Raw genomic sequence first — 25604 nt, forward strand, 5'->3', positions numbered from 1 at the left:
GGCGCCATTGTGCTCACGATCAGCCGATCGTCATCAGGCTGGCATTGCCGCCGGCCGCAGCCGTGTTGATCGATGTCGAGACTTCCTCGACCAGCCAGTTCAGGCAATAGGCCTCGACATCGTTCTCGATCTCCGCCGTCGTTGCCGATTGCACCAGAACGAGAGGACCGTCGAGCGCGGCGATCGCCTTGTTGATCTTGAGAATCCGCTCAGCATCGCCTTCGACGAGAGCCGAGGCGAAGGGGCCATCCTTGTTCCAGTCCGACGTCCAGCTGATGCGGTGCGCGACGCTGGCCGGCAGGTCTTTCAGCACCTGGCAAAGGCCGGAGGCCTCGTCGATGACGAGCTGGTTGCCGGTCGCGAGGCCCGCAGCGATCTGCCGGTAAAGCCCGCGTTCGCTGGACGGGGCGAGAAGCACGCGGCCGCGCGGATGGAGGGCGTAGAGATTGCGCTCGCCGACCGGGCCGACGAGCTCCTTCTGCAGGCCGACGGCCGAGAGGCTGCCGAGTTCGCGGGCGGCTTCGGCATCGTCCGTCTTGCCCTTGCCCGAAAGCCAGACGGCAAAATCGGCAAGCGCCGGATCGGTGTGGACCGAGCTGTGCTGCGGCGGCACCGGTGCCTTCTGCACGAGGCGGCCGATATAAAGCGGACCGCCCGCCTTCGGACCCGTGCCGGAAAGGCCGCGCCCGCCGAAGGGCTGGACGCCGACGACGGCGCCGATGATGTTGCGGTTCACATAGAGATTGCCTGCCTGCACCCGGCTCGTCACATGCGCGATCGTCTCGTCGAGGCGCGTGTGCAGGCCGAAGGTCAGGCCATAGCCGGAGCCGTTGATATCGTCGATGAGACGATCCAGATCGGCGCGGCGATAGCGGATGATGTGAAGCACCGGTCCGAACACTTCCTTCTCGAGATCGGAGAGCTTCTTCAGTTCGATGATCGTCGGCGGCACGAAGGTGCCGAGGTTGGCCGTCTCGGGAAGCGGCAACTGCTCGACCTTGCAGCCGAGCGCCTTCATCTTCTCGATATGGCCGTCGATGCCGGCCTTCGCCGCTGCGGTGATGACTGGGCCGACATCGACGCTCAGCCGGTCGGTGCGGCCGATCGACAGCTCCTGCAATGCGCCCTTCAGCATAGTCAGCGTGCGATCAGCGATATCGTCCTGCAGGCAGAGGACGCGAAGCGCCGAGCAGCGCTGTCCGGCGCTGTCGAAGGCCGAGGCGATGACATCACCGACGACCTGCTCGGCGAGAGCCGAGGAATCGACGATCATGCCATTCTGGCCACCAGTTTCGGCAATCAGCGGGATCGGCTTGCCCGAATTCGAAAGCCGGTTTGCGAGCTGCGCCTGGATGAGGCGGGCAACGCCGGTGGAGCCGGTGAACATGACACCAGCCGTTTCCGGCGCGTCGATCAGCGCGGCGCCGAGCGGGCCGTCGCCGGGCGTGAACTGCAGGGCATGACGGGGGATGCCTGCTTCGTGCAGGATCTTGACGCTTTCGAAAGCGACGATCGGCGTGACGCCGGCCGGCTTTGCGATGACCGAGTTACCCGCGACGAGGGCCGCAGCGACCTGGCCGGTGAAGATCGCCAGCGGGAAGTTCCACGGGCTGATGCAGACGATCGGGCCGAGCGGGGCGTGCGAGGGGCCGAGCGTGCGACGGGCCTGCTCGGCGTAATAGCGAAGGAAGTCGATCGCTTCACGCACTTCGCCGATCGAATTCGCCGCCGACTTGCCGGCTTCCCGCATGATCACGCCCATCAGCGTTTCGATGCGCGACTGCATGATATCGGCTGCGCGATCGAGGCAGGCTGCGCGGTCGGCCGGGGAGACCTGGGCCCATTCGGTGGCGCCGATCGCCGCAAGCTTGGCGATCTTCGCAACGGCTGCCGGTTCGACCTCGGTCACCTCCCCGACGGCATCGCCGTGATCGGCGGGGTTCAGGATCGGGCGCGTCACACCCTGCGTGTCGCCGTCTGCCAGAAGCGGCAAGGCATGCCAGGTCATCGTGACGGTCTTCGACAGGTTGCCGCCCAGGCGCGCCAGTTCCGCCTCGTTTGCCAGATCGATACCGGCGGAATTACGACGTTCCGCGCCGTAGAGATCGTCGGGCAGGGAGATCAGATCATGCGGCTTGCCGGGCGGCGTCATCGCCTCGACGAGGTCGACTGGATCCGCCGTCAGGTCGTCGACCGAGACCTTCGGGTCGGAAATGCGGTTGACGAAGGAGGAGTTTGCGCCGTTTTCGAGAAGGCGGCGGACCAGATAGGCGAGCAGCGTTTCATGCGTACCGACAGGTGCATAGATGCGGCAGGGGCGGTCGAGCTTGTCCTTGCCGACGACTTCGTCGTAGAGCGGCTCGCCCATGCCGTGCAGGCATTGGAACTCGTACTTGCCGACCTGGAAATCATTGCCGGCCAGATGATAGATCGTTGCCAGCGTCTGGGCGTTGTGCGTCGCAAATTGCGGGAAGACCGCATCGGTGGCCGCAAGCAGCTTGCGGGCGCAGGCGACATAGGCGACGTCGGTGTGGATCTTACGCGTATAGACCGGGAAATCCGAGAGACCATCGAGCTGCGAGCGCTTGATCTCGGCATCCCAATAGGCGCCCTTCACCAGACGCACCATCATCCGGCGGCCGGAGCGGCGCGACAGGTCGATAATATAGTCGATCACGAAGGGGCAGCGCTTGCCATATCCCTGGACGACGAAACCAAGGCCGTTCCAGCCCTTCAGCGCCGGATCGAAGCTGAGCTCTTCCAGGAGATCGAGCGAGAGCTCCAGGCGGTCGGCTTCTTCGGCGTCGATGTTCAGGCCGATATCGTATGTGCGGGCGAGCAGCGCCAGCTTTTGGACGCGGGGAAGCAGCTCTTCCATGACGCGCTTCGACTGCGCGCGCACATAGCGCGGATGCAGGGCGGAGAGCTTGATGGAAATGCCGGGGCCTTCATAGATGCCACGGCCGGCGGCCGCCTTGCCGATGGCGTTGATGGCGTTCTCGTAGTCGCGATAGTAGCGCTCGGCATCCTTCGCCGTGGTCGCGGCTTCGCCCAGCATGTCGTAGGAATAGCGGAAGCCGCGGGATTCCAGCGGGCGGGCGCGCTTCAGCGCCTCGTCGATGGTCTCGCCGGTGACGAACTGCTCACCCATCATGCGCATCGCCATGTCGACGCCGCGGCGGATTACCGGTTCGCCGCAGCGGGCGATCAGACGGGTCAGCGCCGCCGCCAGGCTGCGATCGTTGACCGTGGAGGTCAGCTTGCCTGTGACGACGAGGCCCCAGGTCGCGGCATTGACGAATAGCGAGCGACCTCCGCCGACGTGGGACTTCCAGTCGCCTTCGGAAATCTTGTCGCGGATCAACGCATCGCGGGTCGCGGTATCGGGAATGCGCAGCAGCGCTTCGGCAAGGCACATGAGGGCAACGCCCTCCTGGCTCGACAGCGAATATTCCTGAACCAGCCCTTCGACGCCGGTGCCCTTGTGCTTGGCGCGCAGCGCCTCGATCAGCTTGCGCGCGGTGCCGCGGATCGTCGTCTTCAGATCGTCGGGAACCTTGGCGGCCGCGACCAGCGGCGGCAGGCACTCGGTCTCAGGACGCCGGTAGGCCGCGGTGATCGCCTTGCGAAGCTCCGACTGCTCGCGGATCGGCGGGGCAAACTGGGCAAAGGGCGAATTCGGGTTCGATCCGGAGGCGTTGTCGGCGACGTCTTTGAGCATGGAAGGTCCTAGCGGCGAAGGTTGTTGAACGTCCAAAAGCCGGCGCCTTCGGGCTTCTCCAAAGCCCTCTGTCACCAGCAAGCGCAGCATAACATGACCGCTTCAGGTCGATCTAACTTGCTTTCGGCATCATCCAGTGGCAATCGTCTATTCTAGTCCCATTCGAGAAGGCGTCATGACTAGAGAAGCGGCAAATTTTAGTGAACTTGACCAGTTCGATAAGAAGATACTGGAGGCCCTCTCGGAAGACGGCCGAATGTCCATTACGGACCTTGCTGCCCGCGTCGGCCTGTCGAATACACCCTGCCAGATTCGCTTCAAGCGCTTGCTGGCGGAAGGCTATATCGAAGGTTTCAGGGCGGTGCTCAATCCTGCCAAGATGGAACTCGATCACGTCGCCTTTGTCGAGGTCAAACTCTCGAATACCACCGAAGGTGCGCTGAAGAGCTTCAACGATGCGGTCAAGAAGATCAAGGAGGTCGAGCAGTGCCACATGATCGCAGGCCGCTTCGATTATCTGCTGAAGGTCCGCACCCGCGACATCGCCAAATACCGCCGTGTCCTCGGCGAAAAGATCTCGACGCTGCCGCATGTCGCGAGCACATCGACCAACCCGGCCATGGAAACCGTCAAGGACGGCTGGGACCAAACTCACCTGTGATCGGCTCCGAAGGCTCTTGAGGCGCCGCTCTCATGTGTCCTGCTGGCTGCCTTCCAGCACCTTCGCGATCTCTTCGCCGCTTGCCCGGATGTGCTTGCTGAGGGCCGACGTTGCGACAGCGATGTCGCGCGTGCGGCAGGCTTCCAGAAGCCCGCGATGTTCCTCATCGGCGCGGCGCCGGTAATCCAGTGCGCCGACGTGAACATTCGAGTATCGCGCCAGCGCCACATACTGGCCGGCAATCAGCGTCTTCAGGCGCGGCGACGCCGTGCCAGCGTAGAGGCTGTTGTGGAACTGCTCGTTCAGCGCCGTCCACTTCGCGGCATCCTGGCATGCCTCCATCCGGTCGAGTATCGCTTCGGCCTCCTCGAACTGGCGGTCGGTGAGGAGGGGTAGCGACAGGCTGAGGGCAAGCGTTTCCAGCGCCGAGCGGATCTGGTCGATCTCGCGGACTTCGGCAGGCAGCAGCTCGGCAACAACGGCGCCGCGGTGAGGTGCCGAAAGCACCAGCCCCTCGGCTTCCAGCTGCCGCAGCGCCTCGCGGATCGGCATCCGGCTTACCCCGAAAACCTTTGCGAGCTCTTCTTGGCGAAGCGGAGAGTCGGCCTTGATCGCCCCTTCCAGAATCGCTTCGCGGAGGCCTTCGACGGCGATTTCCATCGCGGTCTTGAAGCGGGCGCGGGGTCGTGCGGCAATCTCGGCAAGGGTTGGCATTGGCTCGTATGTCGCCTCGGTCGGTGTCTGGATGGGTCTGTCTAACAATTTTCAAAAACGTTCTTGACACGCTCCGGCTACACTGTCAACATTGGATCCAATGTATCCGATCGTGGATTTTTAAGGAGATTGCCAGTGGAAAATTCGTCTAGAAAGCCTTCGGTTGCCGCTATCCAGGGCCGCATCTCCGACCGTAGCCCCGGTGGCATGATCGGCGCCGGCTTGCTGGCGAAGGCGCTGGAGCGCGAGCTTGGTGTTCCGGCTGCGCTGCACGGCACGCCGTCGAAGCCACTGGACGATCACTGGACTTTCGCGCTCGAACGGGCGCGGCCGCTGATCGCCAAGGCCGCTGCCCATATCGAGGACGGCCTCCTGGGCAACAAGTTTCCGATCCTGTGCCTCGGCGAGTGCGCCACCAGCCTCGGGACGATCCCCGTCGTTCACCGCCTGCACCCGGATGCGCGGATCGTCTGGTTCGACGCGCATGGCGATTTCAATACGCCGGAGACCACGACCACGCGCTATCTCGGCGGCATCACGCTGACCGGCGCGAGCGGCTACTGGCATACGGGTTTCGGCACGGAGATGCGCCCGGATCAGTTCGTGCTGGTGGGTGCCCGCGATCTCGATCCGCCCGAAGAAGAACTGCTGCGCGAAGCCGGCGCGACGATCATCCCGCCGGGTCCGGGTCTCATCGAGAAGCTGCAGAAGGCCATCGGTTCGCATCCGATCTGGGTTCATATCGATTGCGACGTCATGGATCCCTCGACCTTCCCGACCGAATACGTCGTTCCGGGCGGCCTCCAGCCGTCGGAACTGCGCGAGGCGCTTTCGGCGATCGGCGCGAGCAACCGCGTTCTTGGTCTCGAAGTCGCCGAGTTCGAGGCGCCGGAGAGCATCGACGCGCGCCAGGCGGCCGTCGCGACGGCGCTCGATGTTATCGAGCCCCTGATCTCCCCCTTCCGTCCGCAGGCTTGAAGCCATGTACATCCCCGATGAATACCGGTGTTCCGATCGCCAGAAGCTCGGACAGGTCATCCGCGACAACGGCTTCGGCACGCTGGTTACGGGTGGCGGGAGCGGGCTGTTTGCGACGCAGATCCCGTTCCTTGTCCTGTCGGAGGGGCCTGATACGCTGATCCTGGAATCGCATCTCGCCAAGGCCAATCTGCAATGGAGCGCTTCCGATGCGGACAAGCCGGCGATGGCGATCTTCAACGGTCCTCACGCCTATATCTCGCCGACATGGTACGGCGTGCGCCCCTTCGTCCCGACCTGGAACTACGTGACGGTGCAGGCGACCGGCAAGATCGAATGGATCCACGACGTCGGTGAGATCATCGGCGTCCTGATGCGCACGGTTCACTACTTCGAGGACCAGTATCAGACGGCGTGGGATCCGGGCCCGTCCGCTGAATATATCGACCGCATCGCCTCTGGGGTCGTTGCCTTCCGCATGGAAGTCACCGCCCTCGAAGGCGCCTTCAAGCTCGGGCAGGACAAGGCGCCCGAGCTGCAGGACAGGGTCATCTCAAATCTCAAGGCGTCCGGATCGACTGCGGCGGAGGGGGTCGCCCAGTTGATGGCGTCGGAGAACAATCGTCCGTTCTAAGGCGCTATGCCTTGAACGCATCCACGGGAGGTTAAACTACATGCGAAACTATATCGTTCTGGCCGCAATGCTCGGCCTGATCGCGTCGCCGGTCGTGGCGCAGGAGTGCAAGGAAATCCGCTTCGGAACCGATGCCGGATTTGCACCCTTCGCGTTTCGTGACGAGAGCGGCGAGCCCAAGGGCTTCGAGATCGACCTCATCAAGGCGATCTGCACCCAGCAGAACGCGACCTGCAGCTTCGTGATCAATGACTTCGACGCTCTGATCCCGAGCCTGGTGACGAGCCGTATCGACGCGATCTCGGCGGCGATGTCGATCACCGACGAGCGCAAGAAGCAGATCGCGTTCAGCCAGTCCTACGCCAATCCGCCGGCGCGCTTCGTCGGGCAGAAGGATGCCGAGTTCCAGCTGACGAAGGAATTCCTGTCCGGAAAGACCGTCGGCGTGCTGCGCGGCCAGACCGGCGAAACCTACATGAAGACGTCCTTCGGCGATGCGGTGACGCTGCAGCTCTACGACAGCCAGGACAGCATGACCCAGGACCTGGCGACAGGCCGTCTCGACTTTGCCCTGAACGATGCCCCTGGCCTTTCTGAAGGCTTCCTGAAACTCGCCGGCGGTGAAGACTACGCCTTCGTCGGACCGGAACTGCACGACAAGCTCTTCGGATACGGCTACGGCTTTGGCCTGCGCAAGGACGACGAATGCCGCCTGCGTGTCATCAATGACGGCCTGGCCGCCATCCGCAAAGACGGCACGTACGACAAGGTCCGGCAGCACTGGTTTGCCTATAACATCGAATAGGCCAGATCGCCGTGGTTGATATCCTCAAATATGCGCCGCTGCTTGCAGACGGTGCATTGGTAACGGTCAAGGTTTCGGTGACGAGTCTCGTCATCGGAACCGGCCTGGGCGTCGCGGCGGCAATTGCGGCCGTGTCGAACAATATCTGGCTGAAGCGCCTCGTCGGTGCCTATGCCGGCATCGTCAGAAGCTTTCCGGAACTGCTGATCATCTTCGTGCTGTTCTACGGCGGCACGGTTGCGCTCAGCCGCCTCTTCGGCGGCCATGTCGAGATCAGTGCTTTCTGGGCCGGCTCTGCTGCGCTTTCCATTGTCTTCGGCGCCTATGCCTCGGAGATCTTCCGCGGCGCGATCTCATCCATTCCCCGCGGCCAGTTCGAAGCGGCACAGATCCTCGGGCTCAGCAAAACGCAACTCTGGAAAAGCATCCTGTTGCCGCAGGTCGCCTATCGCGCCTTGCCCGGTATTGGAAACCAGTGGCTGATCCTTCTGAAGGACAGCTCTCTCGTCTCCATCGTCGGCATCGAGGACGTGATGCGCAGTGCGGCAGTGGCGGGCAACGCGACGCGCAGCCCGTTGACCTTCTATCTGGTCGCCGCCGCCATCTATCTCGTGATCACCGCGATATCGGTGCTGTCGATCGCCCTTCTCGAGCGATCCGTCAAAGCACGCTTCGTCTAGGGGATGCAGATGAATTTCGACATTTTCGCTTCCACATTCATGCCGCTCCTGGCAGCCTTCGGAACGACGATCGCGCTGACGATTTTCGGCTTCGCGTTCGGCCAGATCCTCGGATTGCCTGTCGGCATCGCACTCAGCTCAAATTCGACCACCGCCAAGACGCTGGCCCGCATCTACACGTTCGTCTGGCGCGGCACTCCGCTGCTGGTGCAGCTGCTGATCATCTACTACGGCCTTCCAAGGCTGACCTTCCTCAAGGGGACTGTCATATGGCCGTTCCTGATCGCTCCGCTGGTCTGTGCGACGATCGGCATCGCGCTGAATTCCGCGGCCTATACCGGCGCCCTCGTCGGTGGTGGCATCCAGCGCGTTGCGGCGGGACAACGCGAGGCCGCGCAGACGCTCGGTTTCAGCAAATGGCAGACGCTGCGTTACATCATTCTGCCGCAGGCCTACCGCTCCATCTTTCCGGCGATCGGCAACGAATTCATCCTCGTCATGAAGGCCAGCACGCTCGCCAGCGCGATCGCGGTGATGGATGTCACGGGCGCCGCCCGCTCGATCGTCGCGCAGACCTACGCGCCTTTCCAGGTCTTTGCCGTCGCCGGCCTTCTCTATTTCGTGTTCGGCTCGATTGCCGGACAGGTTTTCCGTTTCCTCGAAGCGCGCAGGCTCGGTCCCATCGGCCCCGGTGCGGCAAGCGCTTCATAATAAGCCCTATTGGGAGGCAAGATCATGAGCCCTGCTGCTCGGCAAGCAACCGATGCGCCCGTCGTCACCGTGCGCGACGTCAACAAGAAGTTCGGCACGTTCGATGCACTGTCCGATATCAATGTCGAGCTTGGCAAGGGCGAAAAGCTCGTCATCTGCGGGCCTTCTGGATCGGGCAAGTCGACCTTGATCCGCTGCATCGCCGGACTTGAGAAGCGGGTCTCGGGCGAGATTTCGATCGCTGGGCGCCGGTTGGACAGCGACTGTGCGAATGCCAGCGTTCTGGCCGGCGTGATCGGAATGGTCTTCCAGCAGTTCAACCTGTTTCCGCACCTGACCGTTCTCGAAAACCTGACGCTGGCACCGCGCAAGGTTCTGAAGACCAGCAAGACCGAGGCCGATGCATTGGCCCGCAAGATGCTCGAGCGCGTGCATCTTTCCGCTCATGGCGGCAAATATCCGGGGCAGCTTTCCGGCGGGCAGCAACAGCGCGTGGCGATCGCCCGCGCGCTTTGCATGAAGCCCCAGGTTCTGCTCTTCGACGAACCGACGTCGGCACTCGATCCGGAAATGGTTCACGAGGTTCTCGACGTCATGGCGTCGCTGGCGTCGGAGGGAATGACGATGATCGTGGTGACCCACGAAATGAGCTTCGCACGAAGCTTTGCCGATCGCGTCCTCTTCCTGGAAAGCGGCAAGATCGTCGAGGCGGCGTCTGCCGCCACCTTCTTCAACGCCCCGAGCCATGAGCGCTCGAAAGCCTTCCTGCGCAAGTCCTTCCCGGGATGGTTCATCAATGACCGGCATCGGTTCCAACGCGAATTCCGCGCCGCGGGCGAGCGTGCTTCTGGTCGGCTGCGGCAACATGGGCTTCGCCTTTCTGAAGCGATGGCTCGATCGCCGTGATGCTACGGGCAATGACTATCACGTCGTCGAGCCCAACGCGGATCTCGCTGAGCGCGCCAAACAGGCCGGAGCGACGGTTTATGCCGGGGCGTCGGAGCTGCCGGAGGGTTTCGACCCCATCGCGGTCTTCTTCGCCGTGAAGCCGGATATGCTGGCCGCCGTAGCGCCGCCTTACAGCGTGATGCGGTCTGCCGTCTTCGTCAGCTTTGCAGCCGGCGTCCCCGCCGCTTTCTTCGAGGAATGCCTCGGGCCTCGGCCGATCGTCCGCGCCATGCCGAATATTCCTGTTGTTGCCGGATGCGGGACGACGGTGTCGTTCTCGAACTCATTCGTCACGCCCGGGCAGAAGGCTTTGGTGCAGGACCTGCTGGCGCTCGGCGGTTTTTCGCATGCGGTCGACCGCGAAGAGTTGATCGACGTGGCAACGGCGGTCTCCGGATCCGGCCCTGCCTACATCTTCCTTATCGTCGATCTCATCGCCGAAGTTGCGATGCAGCTCGGGCTCTCCGAAGAGCTTGCCTTCGCGATGACGAAGGAGATGGTCGTCGGTGCCGGGGAACTCGCGCTGAAGGAGCCCGGCAGTCTTGCAGGGCTGCGCAAGCAGGTGACGAGCCGCGGCGGGACGACCGAAGCCGCGCTCGCCGTGCTCAACGGCGGCAACCGGCTTGCCGATGTCCTGCGCGAAGCGGTGACTGCCGCCCACGCGCGCGCCCTGGAATTGCGACCGGCATCGGCCGCTTCTTCGTGAGGCGGTCCACCCTGCTGGCGATTGCTGGGGAATCGCCAGCAGGGAATGCCGGTTTGGGCTGATTAAGGCGGGAGGCGAAGTGGTCTACCAGTGGGGTCATTCAGCCCCTGAGGACACAACCCATGAAAACCTGGTTCATCACCGGAGCATCGCGCGGCTTCGGATCGCTCTTCGTCAAGGAAGCGATTGAGCGCGGAGACAATGTCGTCGCCACGGCGCGCGATCCGAAGGCCATTCTCGATCGGTTCGGCGAGCGCCCGAACCTCCTGGCCGTCAAGCTCGACGTCACCGACGAAGAGCAGGCGAAGGACGCGGTCGCGCAGGCCGTTTCGCGGTTCGGCCGTATCGACGTGGTGGTCAACAATGCCGGCTTCGGCGTGATCGGCGCCATCGAGGAAATCTCCGGCAAGGAGGTCGAGGCCGTCTATCGCACCAATGTCTTCGGCCTGCTGGCCGTCACGCGTGCGGTTCTGCCGCAGCTGCGCCGCCAGCGCGCCGGCCATATCCTGAACGTGTCGTCGATCGGTGGATATCGCAGCTGGGCGGCCTGGGGCGTCTATGCTTCGACCAAGTTTGCAGTCGAGGCGATCAGCGAGGCGCTGGCGATGGAACTCAAGCCGCTCGGTATCAACGTCACGATCGTCGAGCCCGGCTATTTCCGCACCGACTTCCTCGACGCGCAGTCGCTGACGACAACCGAAAGCACGATTGCAGATTATGCCGAAACCGTCGGCGAAATCCGCAAGCTCGCGGTCTCGCTGAACCACAACCAGCCGGGAAATCCGGCGCTGCTGGCCAAGGCGCTGCTGACGATTGTCGATGCCCCGAACCCGCCGCTGCGCATTCCCTTCGGTTCCGATACCGTTGCGGCGATCGAAGCGAAGCATCAGCAGGTGAGCGCCGAGCTCGAGAGCTGGCGGGCGCTATCGGTTTCCACGGATTTCGCCGCCTCGCAATCGTAGCGCCGGCGCTGCCTCAGGCATGCCTCGATCTGCGCTGGACTTCCTTGATGAGGTCGACGAAGGCGCGCAGGCCGGGCGGAACCAGGCGATGGCTTGGATAATAGAGGCACTGCCCGGCAAAGGGCGGTGTCCAATCCGTGAGCACGGCGACGAGTTCGCCCTTTGCCAGGGCTTCCCGGGCGATGTCGGCCGAGACATAGGCGATGCCGACGCCCTGGATCGCTGCGCGCACCATCAATCCCATATGGTCGATGGTCACCGGCCCCGGCACATCGATCTTCAGCGAATGCTCATGCCGCTCGAATTCCCAGCGGTACATCTTGCCGCTCGGAAGGCGAAAGCGCACGCAGCGATGATTGTGCAGGTCGTCGGGGGTGCGGGGCACGCCGAATGTCTCGAGATAGGCCGGAGACGCCACCACGAGGAACTGCCCTTCGGTACCGAAGGGCACCGCGATCATGTCCTGCGGCACCGCTTCGGCAAGCCGGACCCCGGCATCGAAACCATCCGCCACGATATCCACCAGCTTGCCTTCGGTGACGAGGTCCAGATGCACGTCCGGATAACGCTCGACGAATGCCGGAACGATCTCCTGCATCATCATCTGCGTCGCCGATTCCGACGCGTTGATCCGCAGGTTTCCCGAGGGGCGCGAGCTGAACGTATCAACATCGGCGAGTGCGGCATCGAGTTCGCTGAGGATCGGCATGAGGCTGCGGAACAATCTGGTTCCCGCCTGGGTCGGCGCGACGCTGCGCGTCGTGCGGTTAAACAGGCGCACTGCCAGCCGCTCCTCCAGTCCGCGCATCATGTGGCTGAGGGTCGATGGCGACATGGCGAGCTCGTCGGCCGCGGCGCGAAAGCTCGCATGACGAACGATCGTCGTGAATGCCGTGAGTTCGGTGAGGGTCGCTCGCTTGCTATTCATGGGAAAAAGCCAGTATCCCATGCAGATATTGCTGCATAGACCCAGTAATCACCCCTCACTAAATTTCCTTTCACAGCAATGCGGATCCCACGGCAGCGGTGCCGCGCATTGCATCGACGGGATCTTCAACAACGGGGTATCGCATATGTCGAACTACTTCGCTCGAACCATCGCTGCCAGCGCGCTGGTGGCACTGATGGGGCTCGCTCCGGCAGCCGCTACCGAACCGGCAAAGACTTCAGCGGTGCAGACAAGGAACCTGGACATGGAAACGAAGAACAAGGCAGCGGTCGAAGCCGTCCTCACGGCCTGGAAGAACGGCGATGGCGGCGCCCTGCAGCCGCTGCTGTCCGACGACATCGAATGGACGATAACGGGCAACTCGGCGGCCTCAGGCACCACGAAGGGCCGGGCCGAGCTGATGCAGAAGGTGCTTGGCCCCTTCGGCGCCCGCTTCAACAAATCGAGCGACCGCTTCCGGCCAACCAAGATCTACGGCGTCTATGCCGACGGCGACATGGTCACCGCCTATTTCGACGGCGCCGGCACGGCCAATAACGGCTTCTCCTACGAGAACAGCTATGTCTGGCTGCTGACCCTGAAGGACGGCAAGGTGGTGAAGGCAACGGCATTCTTCGACAGCATCGCTTTCAACGAGCTCTGGGACAAGGTCGAGCCGGCGCAGAACTGAGGCATGTCTCTGGTGACCTCGGCTGCGGATTGCGGCCGGGTTTCGCTGGCGACGACTATCTGGTCCTTATCCGCCGTTTGGACAAGGCTTAGCATCGTTCAAAGCAGGATCGAGTTTACCGGCTTCGGCAGTTCTGGCAGGTCCTTTTCGCCGAGTGCTTCGCGCAGCGAAAGCTCGATGGCCTTGGCGATTGCGGCGATCGGCAGGTCGTTCGGCAGGGTGCCGAAGGGCTCTTCGAGCTCTTCGCTCAGCGCATCCAAGCCAAAGAACGTGTAGGCGACGACGCCGGCGGCGAGGGGTGTGACGTAGCCGAGCACGTCGGCGAAGCCGAAGGGCAGCATGAAGCAGAAGAGATAGGCTGTGCGGTGGAGCAGCAGCATGTAGCCGAACGGCACCGGCGTATTGCGCAGCCGCTCGCAGGCGGTCAGCACGCCGTTCATTTCGCTGACGGTGCGGTCGAGCAGCGTGAATTCGATATCGCTGATCCGCCCGGCATGGCGCTCGGCGGCGAGCAGGCCGCCCATCAGTCGCAGCAGATAATCCGGCTTATTCCGCTGCTTGCGAAGTTCGGCGGCCTCTTCCGCAGTCAGCCGTGTCGAGCCGGCCGGCTCCGCGCTGGTACGCAGGTGGCGCACGAGCTCTGCGGCGAATTCGATATTCAGATTGAGAAGATGCTGGCGCAGCTTGCTGCCGGTCTTGCTTCCTGAGAGCAGCAGGCTCTGTCTCGCGAAGTCGCGGCTGACGGCAAGGAGGTGGCCCCAGAGCTTGCGGGCCTCCCACCAGCGGTCGTAGCAGGCGCTGTTGCGAAAGCCGAGAAACACCGACAGCGAAATGCCGATCAGCGCGAAGGGGGCGCCGATCACCGATGGAATGATGCCCGGGTCGTTGTTGTGCCCCCAGACGATCACCGCCGACAGCAGCATGACCGCCAGGACCTGCGGATAGATGCGCTCGATCACCGATCCCCGGAAGATGAAGAACAGGACGAGGAAACTTGGCTTGTCACGAACAATCATCGGCGGATCGGGTCCAACGCGGGGTCTGGTGATTTCCCCTACGACGCGGTTTTCCGTCTCGCAAGGGACAAAAGGGCGCGGCCGGGCGACTGCTCGCGCTTCGAAAAACATGCGCAGGCGCCGTTGGTTCACATTTTGGTGTGATCACCGCGACGTGTGTAACAAACGGCAGGCTTCTCACGTAGATGCAGGCAGCGCTATATTCAGGAAAATATAGCGTAATGGAATGAGAACGCCCTCCAGCGTGTCTTATGTCTCGTTTGGTAGACCAGGTGAGGAGACTGAAACCATGGTCAGAAGACGTCATGTCCTTTTTGGCGCCGGGCTTGGCGCCCTTGCGCTCCGCTTCGGCTTTTCGGCCCGGCCGGCCGAAGCCGCCCAAGATTTTCCGCTGACCCATACGGATGCGGAGTGGCAGAAGCTGCTCACTGCCGACCAGTATCAGGTCCTCCGCAAGGAGGGGACGGAATATCCGTTCACCAGCCCGCTTCTCAACGAGCATGGGAAAGGCAAGTTTGCCTGCGCCGGCTGTGATCAGGATGCGTTCTCGTCGGATACGAAATTCGAGAGCGGAACCGGCTGGCCGAGCTTCTGGGCGCCGCTCGACGGCGCGGTCGGTACGACGAGAGACAGCTCGATGGGCATGGTCCGCACCGAGGTTCATTGCAGCCGCTGCGGCGGCCATCTCGGCCATGTCTTCGAAGATGGACCGAAGCCGACCGGGCTGCGCTACTGCATGAACGGCGTTGCCATGACATTCCATAGGGCTTCGGCCTGATCGACCAGAGACAGTTCCATGATCCTTTTCGTCCTTGCCTATCTCGGCGGCGTGTTGACGATCGTCAGCCCCTGCATTCTGCCCGTGCTCCCCTTCGTCTTCGCCCGCGCCGGGCAGCCCTTCATGCGCAGCACCCTGCCGATGCTCATCGGGATGGCGGCGACCTTCGCGGCGGTCGCCACACTTGCCGCCCTCGGAGGCGGCTGGGCGGTGCAGGCGAACGAGTATGGCCGCTATGCCGCGCTGGCCCTGCTTGCCGTCTTCGGCATCATCCTGTTGTTTCCCGCTTTGTCGGATCATCTGACGCGGCCGCTGGTTTCGCTCGGCGCGCGTCTGTCGCAGTCCGCCGACAAGGGAGCCCGCGCCGGCGGCTCCAGCGTCGTCGCCTCGCTGCTTCTCGGCGTTGCCACAGGCCTGCTCTGGGCGCCCTGTGCGGGACCGGTTCTCGGCCTCATCCTGACCGGGGCGGCACTTCAGGGTGCCAGCGTCGGCACCACGCTTCTGCTGCTTGCCTATGCGCTCGGCGCGGCGACCTCGCTTGCGCTGGCGCTGCTTGTCGGCGGCAAGGTCTATCAGACGATGAAGCGGTCGCTCGGCGTCGGCGAATGGCTGCGCCGCGGGGTCGGTGTGGCGGTTCTCGTTGCCGTCGCCGCAATCGGCCTCGGCCTCGATACCGGCTTCCTGACACAGGCGTCGGTCGCCAGCACCGCATCGCTGGAGCAGGGACTGATCGACAAGTTGCAGCCGCAGAAACCGTCTTCCGTCGTGATGAACGGCAATGATGGCGGCGCGATGATAATGAGTGGCGGCAGCAACCAGATGATGATGAGCGGCGCCAACACGATGATGCAGGCAAAGCCGCAAGCAGCCGCGGACACATTGCCGGTCGAAGGCAAGATGCCGCCGCTGGACGGTGCCATCCAATGGCTGAACTCGCCGCCGCTTTCGGCCGAAGCGCTGAGGGGCAAGGTGGTGCTCGTCGATTTCTGGACCTATTCCTGCATCAACTGCATTCGCGCCATCCCCTACGTCAAAGCCTGGGCGGAGAAATACAAGAATCAGGGGCTGGTGGTCATCGGCGTTCATGCGCCGGAATTCGCCTTCGAGAAGAATGTCGACAACGTCAAGAAGGCGATCGGCGATCTCGGCATTACCTACCCCGTTGCCATCGACAACGACTATGCCATCTGGCGCGCCTTCGACAATCAATACTGGCCGGCGCATTACTTCATCGATGCCGAAGGCCGCATACGCCATCACCATTTCGGCGAGGGCGAATATGATCAGTCCGAGCGGGTGATCCAAGAGCTGCTCGCCGAGGCCGGAAAGCAGAATGTCGCGGGCGGCATCGTCGATGTGAAGGCGACCGGCACGGAGGCGGCCTCGAACCAGAACGACATGCAGTCTCCCGAAACTTATGTCGGCTGGCAGCGTTCCGAGAATTTCGTCGATACCAAGGGTACCGTCAACGACGCGCCGCATGTCTATAGCGCGGCGGAGCCGAAGCTCAACGAATGGGGGCTGACGGGCAACTGGACGGTCGGGCCTGAAAATGCCGGGCTCAACGACAAGGATGGCAGCATCTACTACCGCTTCCATGCCCGCGACCTGCATCTCGTTCTCGGTCCGAATGCGGACGGAAAGCCGATCCGCTTCAAGGTCACGGTCGATGGCAAGCCGCCGGGGGATAGCCATGGTGTCGATACCGATGCCGACGGCAACGGCACGGTGACCGGCCAAAGGCTCTACCAGCTGGTGCGCGAGGCCGGCCCGGTCGGCGACCACACGTTCGAGATCCATTTCCTCGATCCCGGCGTGCAGGCCTACGCCTTCACCTTCGGTTGAGGGGATCGCCACGCGCATTGGACGTCTTGCCGCAACGCGCCGCAAGGCGTCCATGAAACCTTTTGATTTTTGCGCCGTTGTCGGCTCATGGCCGAAGCTCAATTGAAACCGAAATCGGTCGATGGCACCAAACCGGAAGGTGCCGCGAAGTCGCACCAAGGGGAGGGATCGACTGTTGAGGCCCCTCCGCCGCCGGATATTGCCGAACCCGATCCGGGCCTGACGCCGGAAGAAGCCGAGCATGCGCGCAAGCGATATTTGCTGCGGCGCTTCTGGATCAGCGCGCGCGGCTATTGGAGCCATCATGGCGACAGCTTTGCCTGGCCCTGCACGCTCGGGCTGCTGGCGATGATCGTCCTCAATGTCGGCTTCCAATACGGTATCAATCTCTGGAACCGGAAAATCTTCGACGCGATCGAGCGCCATGATGCCGGCACCGTCTATTATCTGAGCGCAGTGTTCTTGCCGCTGGTGCTCGGAAGCGTGGCACTCGTCACCGCGCAGGTGCTGGTCAGGATGATGATCCAGCGGCGCTGGCGCTCGTGGCTGACGAAGGCGGTCATCCAGCGCTGGCTGGCGAATGGCCGCTATTATCAGCTGAACCTGATCGGCGGCGACCACGCCAACCCCGAGGCCCGTATCTCCGAAGACCTCCGGATCGCCACGGAATCGCCGGTCGATTTCATCGCCGGTGTCATCGTCGCCTTCCTGTCTGCCTCCACCTTCATCGTTGTCCTCTGGACGATCGGCGGCGCTCTGACCTTGCCGGTCGGCGGCTCGATGATCACAATTCCGGGTTTTCTGGTGGTTGCCGCCGTTCTCTATGCCGGGATTACCTCGACCTCGATCGCTTTCATCGGCCGCAACTTCGTCGCGGTCTCCGAGGTCAAGAACCAGACCGAGGCCGAGTTCCGCTATACGCTGACGCATGTGCGCGAAAACGGCGAGAGCATTGCGCTGCTCGGCGGCGAGGAGGAGGAGCGCAACGACGTCGACCGGACATTTGGCAAGGTTATCCGGCAATGGGCGCTGCTGGCCGGCCAGCATATGCGCACGACGCTGGTCTCGCAGGGATCGAGCCTGATCGCGCCCGTCGTGCCGATCCTGCTCTGCGCGCCGAAATTTCTCGAAGGCGCCATGACGCTTGGCGAGGTCATGCAGGCCGCATCGGCCTTTACCATCGTCCAGGCCGCCTTCGGCTGGCTGGTCGACAACTATCCGCGCCTTGCCGACTGGAACGCCAGCGCGCGCCGTATCGCTTCGCTGATGATGTCGCTCGACGGGCTCGAGCGCGCCGAACACAATGACTCCTTCGGCCGTATCCAGCACGGCGAGACGGAAGGCGAGGCGATGCTCAGCCTCAACGATCTCTCGGTGTCGCTCGATGACGGCACTTCGGTCGTCAAGGAAACGCAGGTCGATATCGAACCCGGCGAGCGTGTGCTCGTCTCCGGTGAATCCGGCACGGGCAAGAGCACGCTGGTGCGCGCCATTGCCGGTCTCTGGCCCTGGGGCCAGGGCAGCGTCAACTTCCGGGCCGGCAGCCGGCTCTTCATGCTGCCGCAGCGCCCCTACATCCCCTCGGGCACGTTGCGCCGGGCAACGGCCTATCCCCGTGCCGCGGACGACTGGAGCGAAGAGGAGATCAAGGGCGCGCTGAAAGCCGTCGGGCTGGATTATCTGAGCGCCAGGATAGAGGAGGAGGCGCCCTGGGATCAGACCCTTTCCGGCGGCGAGAAACAGCGCCTCGCCTTCGCCCGCCTGCTTCTCCACGATCCCGATATCATCGTGCTCGACGAGGCAACCTCGGCGCTCGATGAGAAGAGCCAGGACCAAATGATGGAGACGATCATCCGCGAACTGCCGAAAGTCACCATCGTCAGCGTCGCCCACCGGGCCGAGCTCGAAGCGTTCCACAGCCGCAAGATCACCCTGGAACGCCGCGACGGCGGCGCAAAACTCGTCAGCGATATCGATCTCATCCCGCGAAAGCGGAAGTCGAAATCGCTCTTGCGGCGCATGGTGCCGCGGCACTCACGGTCGAAGCGCGGCGGGCGTTGAGAACAGCGGGCGTACGTTACACACCCGTTATCATCGAGACGATCTCGTTCTTGTCGGTTTCCGATGTCTTGCGGATGCCGATCTGCTTTCCACGTCTGAGAACACAGATGCGGTCGGAGAGCTTGAAGACCTGGTCGAGGCTGTGGCTGATGATCAGGACACCGATATTGCGCGATTTCAGCGACTGCACGATCGCCTCCACCTTCGCCGTTTCGGCAACGCCAAGTGCGGCGGTCGGCTCGTCGAGCAGGATCAGCTTCTTTGCCCAACGGGTGGCGCGGGCGATCGCGACGCCCTGACGCTGGCCGCCCGAAAGATCCTTGATCGTCGCGTGTGCCGAGGGGATGCGGACGTCGAGTTCCTTCACCAGCTTCTCGGTTTCGGCGATCATCGTCTTGCGGTCGAGCAGGCCGAGGCCGTTGGTCAGTTCGCGCCCGAGGAACATGTTCATGTACACGGTCTGCTGGTCGGCGAGCGCCAGATCCTGATAGACGACCTCGATGCCGTGCGAGCGCGCCATCGTTGCGCTCGACATGGAAACGGTGTCGCCCTCGATGGTGATCGTCCCCGACGAGGGGGCATAGACGCCGGAGATGATCTTGATCAGCGTCGATTTGCCGGCGCCGTTGTCGCCGACGAGGGCGACGATTTCACCGGGATGGATGTCGAGCGAGAAATTCTCGATCGCTACCACGGCGTCGAAGTTCTTCTTGATGTCCTTCAGCGACAGGACGGGAGCGGAAGCGTTCATCGGCAATACCTCAGACCGGCCAGGATTCGGCTTCGCCGAAGCCGTTCTCGATGCTCTCGACCTTCGGCTGTCCCCTGGAGATGCCTGAGACGCCGACGACATAGGCGCGGGTGACGAAGGCCTGGCCGCGGAAGCCGAATACGGCGGTGTCGCCTGGCTTCGGCGCCTTTGCGCCTTCGGCGTCGATCATCGCGTAATAGTCGATCATCGAGGGCGGTGGGATCTCGACGCTACGCAGTGCGGAAGCAGCAGTCGTCGGCTCGTCGGCGACGATCGCCTTGACGTCATAGTCGGGGAAGATCGGGTCGATATAGAAGCCGCCGCCGAGGCAATAGGCCTTGCCGCCAGAGAGGTGCGAGACCTCTGTCAGGTAGCAGACGGCAGGCAGTTCCGGCAGGTCTTCGACGGCGTGCAGCGCCGTCGTTCCGTGCAGGCCGTTGCCCGGCTCGCATTGCGTCGCGCCCGCATCGGCAAGCGCCTGCAGCAGGACGGAGGAAGTGGTGCCGGGGGCATTGACCTCGATATCCTTGCGGCCGGCCTTGGCCAGCGCTTCGGCGGCCTTGGTCAGCGTCGCCAGATTGTGGGTCGGGATGACCTTGCGCGTCTGGTGATCGAAAAGCAGTGCCGGGAAGGTGGTGATGCCGGCAAATCGGCCGCCATCGAGCCGGTCGAAATGCTCTGCCACTGCGGCGACATCGGCCGCATCGAAGCCGCCCTCGTGGCCGCGGTAGAAGGTGTCGCCTTCGGCGCGGATACGGGCGAGCAGGCTCTGCGTATAACCGGCGGCCTTGGCGCCAGCCGCGGCTTCAGCGGCCTTCTCATCGTTGAACACTGTCCAGTAATCCGGGCGGAAGGTCTTGGCGGCGGCCTTTGCCTCGTGCCGCGCGACCTGCTGCAGGTGACCGAGATGGCCGACCTTGAGACCGGCGCGATGGGTCGCGCGAGCGCAGGCCATGTCGACGGCCACCGAGCGGTTGATGCCGCCGCGCATGACGGCGTGGGCAAACGAGCTGGCGCGGCCGACCTGCTTGGTCATCGCGAAGATCTTCAGGCCCAGCCGGTCGGCCTCATTCTTCAGGATGCGGGCATTGGCTTCGACCGTATCGAGATCGAGCACGTAGGAATTGGCGGGGATCCGGCCTTCGCGATGGAGGGCGATGGCGGCTTCGATGAACTTCGGGTTACGGCGGCGGAGAACGTCGAGAAACATGGGAAAACCTCTCTTCAGCGTAGCTTTTCGCGCAGGGACACGGCCACTGCCGCAAGAATGATGAAGCCGCGAACGATCATCTGGTCGGAAACGGAAAGGCCCATCAGGATCAGGCCGTTGTTGAGCATGCCCATCATCAGCGAACCGACGAGGGCGCCGACGATCGAGCCTCTGCCGCCGTTGAGCAGCGTGCCGCCGACGATGACGGCGGCGATGACGGTCATCAGGTCGGTTTCGCCGAGCGTGTATTTGGCGGCCTGCAGGCGGCCGGAGTAGAGCAGCCCGGCAAGTCCGGCGAGACCGCCGCTCAGCATCATCACGGCCAGCCGGATGTGCGGAACCTTGATGCCCGAAACGCTGGCGGCCCGTGCATTGTCGCCGACAGCCAGCACATGCGCGCCGAACCGGGTCTCGCGATAGACGATATGCCCGGCGGCGATCGCCAGAATGGTCCACCAGATCAGCGACGGGATGCCGAGGAGCGAACCCGAGCCGAAGAAGCCGGTAAAGGTCTCGTCGGTGACAGGCACGGACCGCAGATTGGTCAGCGACCGGGCGACACCGGCAAACAGGCCCATGGTCGCAAGCGTGACGAGGAAGGACGGCAGTCTGACATAGGCGACCAGAACCCCGTTGGCGAAGCCGATTGCCAGCCCGGCGCCCAGTCCGGCGAGAACACCCGGCACCACGCCATAGCTCTCGATCACCACGGCGGCGCTGAGGGCGGCGACCGCAACGATCGAGCCGATCGAAAGGTCGATCTCGCCTGCCGAAAGCACGAAGACCAGGCCGATCGCCATGATCGTCACCGGTGCGGTCTGCAGCACGATATTGGAAAGGTTTCTGGTCGTCAGGAAGCCGCTATCCTGCAGCATCACCGCGAAGAAGATGAAGATCGCGACGAAGCCGAAATAGACGACATACTGCTGAAGATTGATGCGCATTTTCAGGGGCATGGCCGGTCTGCCTGTTTACTGGCGATAGACATGCCGTCCGCTGGAACGGCATGAATGCTAAAGGGGAGCGGCGGACCCGCCTCCCGGTTTCCGGAGAGCCGGCGGCCGCAGAGGCCGCCGGGGAGCGCAATCACTTTGCGGCGTCGAGAACCGACTTCGGCGCATCGCGGTTGAGCGATTCCTTCCATCCCTCGGCAACATTGGCCTTGGTGACCGTCAGCGCCGGGGCGACGATGAAGGGCGGGGTCTTTTCGCCGATCAGCGACTTCAGTCCGGCAGCCGCCATGGCGCGGCCGAGTTCATAGGCCTTGTCGGCGACAATAGCCGTAACGTTGCCGCCCTTGACCATGTCGAGGCCGACCGGTTCCGAGAGGTCGAGCGTGACGACCTTGGTCGTCTTGTTGCCGGCGCCGCGAAGGGCCGCGAGCACGCCATCGGCCGGTTCCGCCCAGGTCACGTAGATGCCGTCGAGATCGGGATGCTGGAGGAGCATCGCATTGGCCAGCTCCTCGGCGCGGGCCGGATCGGAGATGCCCTGCTCGGCAACGATCTTAATATCCGGGTAGTCCTTCTCGATCGTCGACTTGAACGCCTGGTCGCGCTGGTTGGTGACGTAGTAGGTGGCGTCGTGGAAGATGTAACCGACCTTGCCCTTCTTGCCGATTGCCGCAGCGAGCGCATCGGCTGCCTGCTTGCCCATCTGGTAGAGGTCGTCGGTGACGATCGCCGCATAGTCGGTATCGTGCTTGTAGCCGGCGGGCAGGTTGGAGAGGAAGACCAGCTTGGTGCCGTCCTTGACGGCCTGCTTGAAGGCTTCGGCCGACGTTGCCGGGTCGAGCGGCAGCGCCAGGATGACGTTCGGCTTGGCGGCGAGCGCGGTCTCGATGTCGCTGCGCTGCTTGGCAGCGTCGAAGCCGGCATCCGTCGTCACGGCGATGTCGACGCCGGCCTTGGCAAACTCATCCTTGGCGCCGGCAGAAACGGCATTGGTGAAATCTGACGATGTGTGCCAGAGCAGGGCGGCCTTGTAGCCCTTGCCCTTGAGCTTGGCGAGATCGGCGTCGGAGAGCTTGATTTCCTCGCTCTTGGTCGCGGCTTCGCCCGATGGGCCGACGGTCTCGGCCTGCGCCAGCATCGGCGCGGCGATCAGGGCGCTCGTCACAAGCGCGGCATTCAGAATCTTCCTCATCAGCATGGTCATGTTCCCTTTTTCGTCGTTGTTGGTTTGGCACTCTTTATTCCGCCACGCCGCAGTAGCGTGCCATGAAGCTGGCGAACGCGACTATCCCGGCGAGGTATTCCTCGATATCGACATGCTCTTCGAATGTGTGGCAGTTGCGGATATCGCCCGGCGCGCAGTAGACGGCGGGAATGCCCAGCCGGTTGACGAAGAACGGCGATTCCGACCAGAACGGCGCGCCCTCGATCGCGCCACGTCCGGCAAAGGATTGGGCGACCGATGCGCAGAGCATCGATACGGCAGGCAGGTTTGGATCGATCTCGGCTGCCGACCCGCCGACCCGGTGGTCGCGTCCGGCGGGATAGGCTATCTCGACCTTGATCTCGGGGTCGGCGATGGCGCCGCGAATGACCGCTTCCATCTCGGTCGCCGCATCGTCGACGGATTCGCCCGGAAGCAGCTTGCGGATCAGCGAAAGCTTGCATTCCTCGGGCACCGCAATGAAGCCGCCGCCCGTCAGGCCGGTGATCAGCAGGAAACCGCGGCCGATCAGCGGATGCTCGCCTCGGGCGGCGATCTCGTCCGAGTGTTTCCAAAGCGCCGACATCACGGCATGGCTTGCCTTCAGCGCGTCCTTGCCAAGTTCCGGCACGCCGAAATAGGCGGATTTGCCGGTGATGGTGATATCGGCGATGAAGAAGCCGATCTGCGCCGAATAGACCGCAAGCTGCGTCGGCTCGGTGTAGACGACGAAATCCGGCCGCTCGATTTCGCCGGCCTCGATGCGGGCGGCATAGTCCTTGATACCAGCGGAAATGCCTGTGCCCGGCTGGCCGCTCTCTTCGTCGCCGACAAAGGCAAAGGCGAGATCACCCTTCAGTCTGATGCCGGCCTTGTCGAGCAGCGACAGCGCCGCCAGCGACGCGCAGATCCCGGCCTTGAGATCGCCGGAGCCACGGCCCCAGATCTGGCCGTCGATGATCGGAGCGGCGAAGGGATCTTCACGCTCGGTACCGGCCCAATGCTCCCGCCAGCCATCGACGTGAACGGTGTCGGTGTGGCCGATGAACTGCAGCCGGTTGCCGCCACCGGCACCCTTGCGCTCGCCCCAGACATTCGGGCGGCCGGGAAGGAAATCGGCGGTCTTCACGTTCTCGACGCCGCGGGAGAGCATTTCGTCCCTCAGCAGCGAGACGACATTGGCCTCGTTGCCGGTGATGCTGTCGCGGCCGATCGCGGCGCGCAGCAGTCGGATGGCATCGTCGCGGTCGAGCGCTTCCCGCAGGCGCTTCGTCAGTTCGTCTGCGCTCATCGGGCGGCCTCCCTGAAATGCATGGTTTCCGCCGGCGGCAGAGACATCCGGCTATCGGGGGCATCAGCGCCGAACAGGGCATTGTGCAGATGGCCAAGACCGATCGCGATGGCGCCGACGATCGCCGCCTGCGCACCGAGCGCGCTCTTCTCGACCTCGACAGGGTAGGGGAAGCATTGCGGCAGGAATGTCCGCACGCGCTCGATCAGCTCGTCACGCAGGCCGATCGAGCCGCCAAGAATGACCTTCTGCGGGTTGGCGATCGCCGCGATGGCAGCAATGCCCTGCGCCACCAGCCTGGCGGTGTCGTCAAGCACGGTGGTGGCATCGCCGTCGCCGCCCGCTGCCTTCTCGAAAATCTCAGGCACCGTCGCGGCTTGGCCGGAAAGCGTCTGGTAGCGCTCGATAATGCCGAAGGAGGCCGCGACGCGCTCATAGGCGCCGGTCCGCAGCGATTCCGGCTCGAAGGGATTGGCACCGAAAGGCAGGAAGCCGAGCTCACCGGCAGCATTGCCGACGCCTCGCACCAGCTGGCCGTTGACCATCAAGCCGCCGCCGATGCCTGTGCCGACGGCGATATAGGCGAGATTGTCGATGCCCTGGCCCTGGCCGAGCCAGTTCTCGCCGATGACGCAGAGATTGACGTCGTTCTCAAGCGTCACATTGAAGCCGAGTGCCTTTTCGAGCGCGGACGCCACGTCCATGGCGTCGAAGCCGGGGATATTCGGAGCGAGAAGAATGCGGCCGGTCAATTTCTCCGGCGCCCCAGGCGCCCCGATCACCGCCATGCGAATCTTCTCTCTCGGGATATTTTGACGCGCAGCAGCCTGCCAGCAAAGATCGGCGATCTGATCGACGACAAACTGGCCGCCACGGCGATCGGTCGGTGCCACTTCTTCGGCGAAGACATGAAAGGCGAGATCGGCGATCGCCACCCGCACCTTGGTGCCGCCAAGGTCGACAGCTGCGATGAAGGCTGCATCGGGAATGAGTTCATAGGTCACGGCGCTGCGGCCGATATGGCCCGTCGTGCGTCCGGTCTCCTGGATCCAGCCATCGAGCTCAAGCTGACGGACGATCTCGGAGATCGTCTGCTTGGAAAGATTGGTCTGCTTGGCAATCGAAGCGCGCGAGATCGGCCCGCTCTGGATGATCGCTTCCATGACGGCGCGCTGGGAGAACTTTCTGGAGATGCGCTGAGTATCGCTCACGAGGTCCTCAATTAATTCGTTCTATGACCGAACAAAATCATAAAGGCAAAATGGAGTCAACGCGGCTGCGCGTGTATTTGCATGTTTGTTAAATCAGCGACGGCGCCGAGGCAGGGTGGAGGACTACCGGTTACGTTCGGCCTAT

Annotated in this window: 23 protein-coding genes; 13 read left to right on the top strand and 10 right to left on the bottom strand. The window is 63.3% G+C overall.

Features of this window, described 5'->3' with window-relative positions:
* Positions 1–19: 19 nt before the first annotated feature.
* Positions 20–3721: a trifunctional transcriptional regulator/proline dehydrogenase/L-glutamate gamma-semialdehyde dehydrogenase gene (putA, locus tag F2982_RS27120; protein ID WP_203430559.1), complete on the bottom strand. Its 3702-nt coding sequence runs from the start codon at positions 3719–3721 to the stop codon at positions 20–22.
* A 175-nt stretch (positions 3722–3896) separates the two neighbouring features.
* On the opposite strand from putA, the gene F2982_RS27125 reads away from it, so the two are divergent.
* Complete coding sequence (locus tag F2982_RS27125) at positions 3897–4382, top strand: Lrp/AsnC family transcriptional regulator (protein ID WP_112711213.1); 486 nt, start codon at positions 3897–3899, stop codon at positions 4380–4382.
* Between the two features lie 30 nt (positions 4383–4412).
* Here F2982_RS27125 and F2982_RS27130 read toward each other — a convergent pair whose 3' ends face one another.
* Positions 4413–5096 (bottom strand): GntR family transcriptional regulator, encoded by a 684-nt coding sequence (locus tag F2982_RS27130; RefSeq protein WP_246777617.1) that lies wholly within the window; start codon positions 5094–5096, stop codon positions 4413–4415.
* A 135-nt stretch (positions 5097–5231) separates the two neighbouring features.
* On the opposite strand from F2982_RS27130, the gene F2982_RS27135 reads away from it, so the two are divergent.
* From F2982_RS27135 to F2982_RS27170, 8 genes are all read left to right on the top strand, one after another.
* Entirely contained in the window at positions 5232–6074 is an 843-nt protein-coding gene (locus tag F2982_RS27135) for an arginase family protein (protein WP_203430560.1), read from the top strand.
* A gap of 4 nt (positions 6075–6078) precedes the next feature.
* Complete coding sequence (locus tag F2982_RS27140) at positions 6079–6708, top strand: FMN-binding negative transcriptional regulator (protein ID WP_199628283.1); 630 nt, start codon at positions 6079–6081, stop codon at positions 6706–6708.
* A gap of 40 nt (positions 6709–6748) precedes the next feature.
* Complete coding sequence (locus F2982_RS27145; protein ID WP_203430561.1) at positions 6749–7513, top strand: transporter substrate-binding domain-containing protein; 765 nt, start codon at positions 6749–6751, stop codon at positions 7511–7513.
* Between the two features lie 11 nt (positions 7514–7524).
* The gene (locus F2982_RS27150; protein WP_203430562.1) at positions 7525–8193 is read left to right on the top strand and encodes an ABC transporter permease subunit; all 669 of its coding nucleotides are present in this window, start codon (positions 7525–7527) and stop codon (positions 8191–8193) included.
* 9 nt (positions 8194–8202) lie between these two features.
* A complete protein-coding gene (locus tag F2982_RS27155) occupies positions 8203–8904 on the top strand; it encodes an ABC transporter permease subunit (protein ID WP_199628281.1) in 702 nt (233 codons plus the stop codon).
* Positions 8905–8928: 24 nt separating this feature from the next.
* A complete protein-coding gene (locus F2982_RS27160; protein WP_203430563.1) occupies positions 8929–9810 on the top strand; it encodes an amino acid ABC transporter ATP-binding protein in 882 nt (293 codons plus the stop codon).
* A complete protein-coding gene (locus F2982_RS27165) occupies positions 9770–10558 on the top strand; it encodes a pyrroline-5-carboxylate reductase (RefSeq protein ID WP_203430564.1) in 789 nt (262 codons plus the stop codon). The genes F2982_RS27160 and F2982_RS27165 overlap by 41 nt, the downstream gene beginning before the upstream one ends.
* 122 nt (positions 10559–10680) lie before the next feature.
* A complete protein-coding gene (locus tag F2982_RS27170; protein WP_199628278.1) occupies positions 10681–11520 on the top strand; it encodes an oxidoreductase in 840 nt (279 codons plus the stop codon).
* 13 nt (positions 11521–11533) lie between these two features.
* Here F2982_RS27170 and F2982_RS27175 read toward each other — a convergent pair whose 3' ends face one another.
* Positions 11534–12448, bottom strand: coding sequence for a LysR family transcriptional regulator (locus F2982_RS27175; protein WP_203430565.1), 915 nt, complete (start codon positions 12446–12448; stop codon positions 11534–11536).
* A 145-nt stretch (positions 12449–12593) separates the two neighbouring features.
* Between F2982_RS27175 and F2982_RS27180 the strand changes: the two genes are divergently transcribed.
* On the top strand, positions 12594–13139 hold the full coding sequence (locus tag F2982_RS27180) for a nuclear transport factor 2 family protein (protein ID WP_203430566.1): 546 nt from the start codon (positions 12594–12596) through the stop codon (positions 13137–13139).
* A gap of 98 nt (positions 13140–13237) precedes the next feature.
* Here F2982_RS27180 and F2982_RS27185 read toward each other — a convergent pair whose 3' ends face one another.
* Positions 13238–14155 carry a bestrophin family ion channel gene (locus F2982_RS27185; RefSeq protein WP_203430567.1) on the bottom strand — a complete coding sequence of 306 codons (918 nt, stop codon included), beginning with the start codon at positions 14153–14155 and terminating at the stop codon, positions 13238–13240.
* A 289-nt stretch (positions 14156–14444) separates the two neighbouring features.
* On the opposite strand from F2982_RS27185, the gene msrB reads away from it, so the two are divergent.
* The 3 genes from msrB to F2982_RS27200 all read left to right on the top strand — a co-directional run bounded on the left by msrB (position 14445) and on the right by F2982_RS27200 (position 18839).
* Entirely contained in the window at positions 14445–14933 is a 489-nt protein-coding gene (gene msrB, locus F2982_RS27190) for a peptide-methionine (R)-S-oxide reductase MsrB (protein WP_112711203.1), read from the top strand.
* Positions 14934–14951: 18 nt separating this feature from the next.
* Entirely contained in the window at positions 14952–16778 is a 1827-nt protein-coding gene (locus F2982_RS27195) for a cytochrome c biogenesis protein DipZ (RefSeq protein WP_203430568.1), read from the top strand.
* Between the two features lie 87 nt (positions 16779–16865).
* Positions 16866–18839 carry an ABC transporter ATP-binding protein/permease gene (locus F2982_RS27200; protein ID WP_203430569.1) on the top strand — a complete coding sequence of 658 codons (1974 nt, stop codon included), beginning with the start codon at positions 16866–16868 and terminating at the stop codon, positions 18837–18839.
* Positions 18840–18855: 16 nt separating this feature from the next.
* Here F2982_RS27200 and F2982_RS27205 read toward each other — a convergent pair whose 3' ends face one another.
* The 6 genes from F2982_RS27205 to F2982_RS27230 all read right to left on the bottom strand — a co-directional run bounded on the left by F2982_RS27205 (position 18856) and on the right by F2982_RS27230 (position 25459).
* Positions 18856–19590, bottom strand: coding sequence for an ATP-binding cassette domain-containing protein (locus F2982_RS27205; protein ID WP_112711200.1), 735 nt, complete (start codon positions 19588–19590; stop codon positions 18856–18858).
* 10 nt (positions 19591–19600) lie between these two features.
* Positions 19601–20800: an alanine racemase gene (locus F2982_RS27210; RefSeq protein ID WP_203430570.1), complete on the bottom strand. Its 1200-nt coding sequence runs from the start codon at positions 20798–20800 to the stop codon at positions 19601–19603.
* Positions 20801–20814: 14 nt separating this feature from the next.
* Complete coding sequence (locus tag F2982_RS27215) at positions 20815–21756, bottom strand: ABC transporter permease (RefSeq protein ID WP_203430571.1); 942 nt, start codon at positions 21754–21756, stop codon at positions 20815–20817.
* Between the two features lie 130 nt (positions 21757–21886).
* A complete protein-coding gene (locus F2982_RS27220) occupies positions 21887–22951 on the bottom strand; it encodes a substrate-binding domain-containing protein (RefSeq protein ID WP_112711329.1) in 1065 nt (354 codons plus the stop codon).
* A gap of 40 nt (positions 22952–22991) precedes the next feature.
* Positions 22992–24248: a M20/M25/M40 family metallo-hydrolase gene (locus F2982_RS27225; protein WP_203430572.1), complete on the bottom strand. Its 1257-nt coding sequence runs from the start codon at positions 24246–24248 to the stop codon at positions 22992–22994.
* Entirely contained in the window at positions 24245–25459 is a 1215-nt protein-coding gene (locus tag F2982_RS27230) for an ROK family transcriptional regulator (RefSeq protein ID WP_203430573.1), read from the bottom strand. The genes F2982_RS27225 and F2982_RS27230 overlap by 4 nt, the downstream gene beginning before the upstream one ends.
* Positions 25460–25604: the final 145 nt, after the last annotated feature.

It is taken from the genome of Rhizobium sp. BG4, assembly GCF_016864575.1.
Classification (GTDB): Bacteria; Pseudomonadota; Alphaproteobacteria; order Rhizobiales; family Rhizobiaceae; genus Rhizobium.

Coding starts and splice junctions, on each gene's coding strand:
- F2982_RS27180 (WP_203430566.1), top strand. CDS start 12,594: ATGTCGAACTACTTCGCTCGAACCATCGCTGCCAGCGCGCTGGTGGCA.
- F2982_RS27125 (WP_112711213.1), top strand. CDS start 3,897: ATGACTAGAGAAGCGGCAAATTTTAGTGAACTTGACCAGTTCGATAAG.
- msrB (WP_112711203.1), top strand. CDS start 14,445: ATGGTCAGAAGACGTCATGTCCTTTTTGGCGCCGGGCTTGGCGCCCTT.
- F2982_RS27195 (WP_203430568.1), top strand. CDS start 14,952: ATGATCCTTTTCGTCCTTGCCTATCTCGGCGGCGTGTTGACGATCGTC.
- F2982_RS27200 (WP_203430569.1), top strand. CDS start 16,866: ATGGCCGAAGCTCAATTGAAACCGAAATCGGTCGATGGCACCAAACCG.
- F2982_RS27145 (WP_203430561.1), top strand. CDS start 6,749: ATGCGAAACTATATCGTTCTGGCCGCAATGCTCGGCCTGATCGCGTCG.
- putA (WP_203430559.1), bottom strand. CDS start 3,721: ATGCTCAAAGACGTCGCCGACAACGCCTCCGGATCGAACCCGAATTCG.
- F2982_RS27205 (WP_112711200.1), bottom strand. CDS start 19,590: ATGAACGCTTCCGCTCCCGTCCTGTCGCTGAAGGACATCAAGAAGAAC.
- F2982_RS27130 (WP_246777617.1), bottom strand. CDS start 5,096: ATGCCAACCCTTGCCGAGATTGCCGCACGACCCCGCGCCCGCTTCAAG.
- F2982_RS27215 (WP_203430571.1), bottom strand. CDS start 21,756: ATGCCCCTGAAAATGCGCATCAATCTTCAGCAGTATGTCGTCTATTTC.
- F2982_RS27165 (WP_203430564.1), top strand. CDS start 9,770: ATGGGCTTCGCCTTTCTGAAGCGATGGCTCGATCGCCGTGATGCTACG.
- F2982_RS27160 (WP_203430563.1), top strand. CDS start 8,929: ATGAGCCCTGCTGCTCGGCAAGCAACCGATGCGCCCGTCGTCACCGTG.
- F2982_RS27225 (WP_203430572.1), bottom strand. CDS start 24,248: ATGAGCGCAGACGAACTGACGAAGCGCCTGCGGGAAGCGCTCGACCGC.
- F2982_RS27175 (WP_203430565.1), bottom strand. CDS start 12,448: ATGAATAGCAAGCGAGCGACCCTCACCGAACTCACGGCATTCACGACG.
- F2982_RS27155 (WP_199628281.1), top strand. CDS start 8,203: ATGAATTTCGACATTTTCGCTTCCACATTCATGCCGCTCCTGGCAGCC.
- F2982_RS27210 (WP_203430570.1), bottom strand. CDS start 20,800: ATGTTTCTCGACGTTCTCCGCCGCCGTAACCCGAAGTTCATCGAAGCC.
- F2982_RS27140 (WP_199628283.1), top strand. CDS start 6,079: ATGTACATCCCCGATGAATACCGGTGTTCCGATCGCCAGAAGCTCGGA.
- F2982_RS27170 (WP_199628278.1), top strand. CDS start 10,681: ATGAAAACCTGGTTCATCACCGGAGCATCGCGCGGCTTCGGATCGCTC.
- F2982_RS27220 (WP_112711329.1), bottom strand. CDS start 22,951: ATGCTGATGAGGAAGATTCTGAATGCCGCGCTTGTGACGAGCGCCCTG.
- F2982_RS27185 (WP_203430567.1), bottom strand. CDS start 14,155: ATGATTGTTCGTGACAAGCCAAGTTTCCTCGTCCTGTTCTTCATCTTC.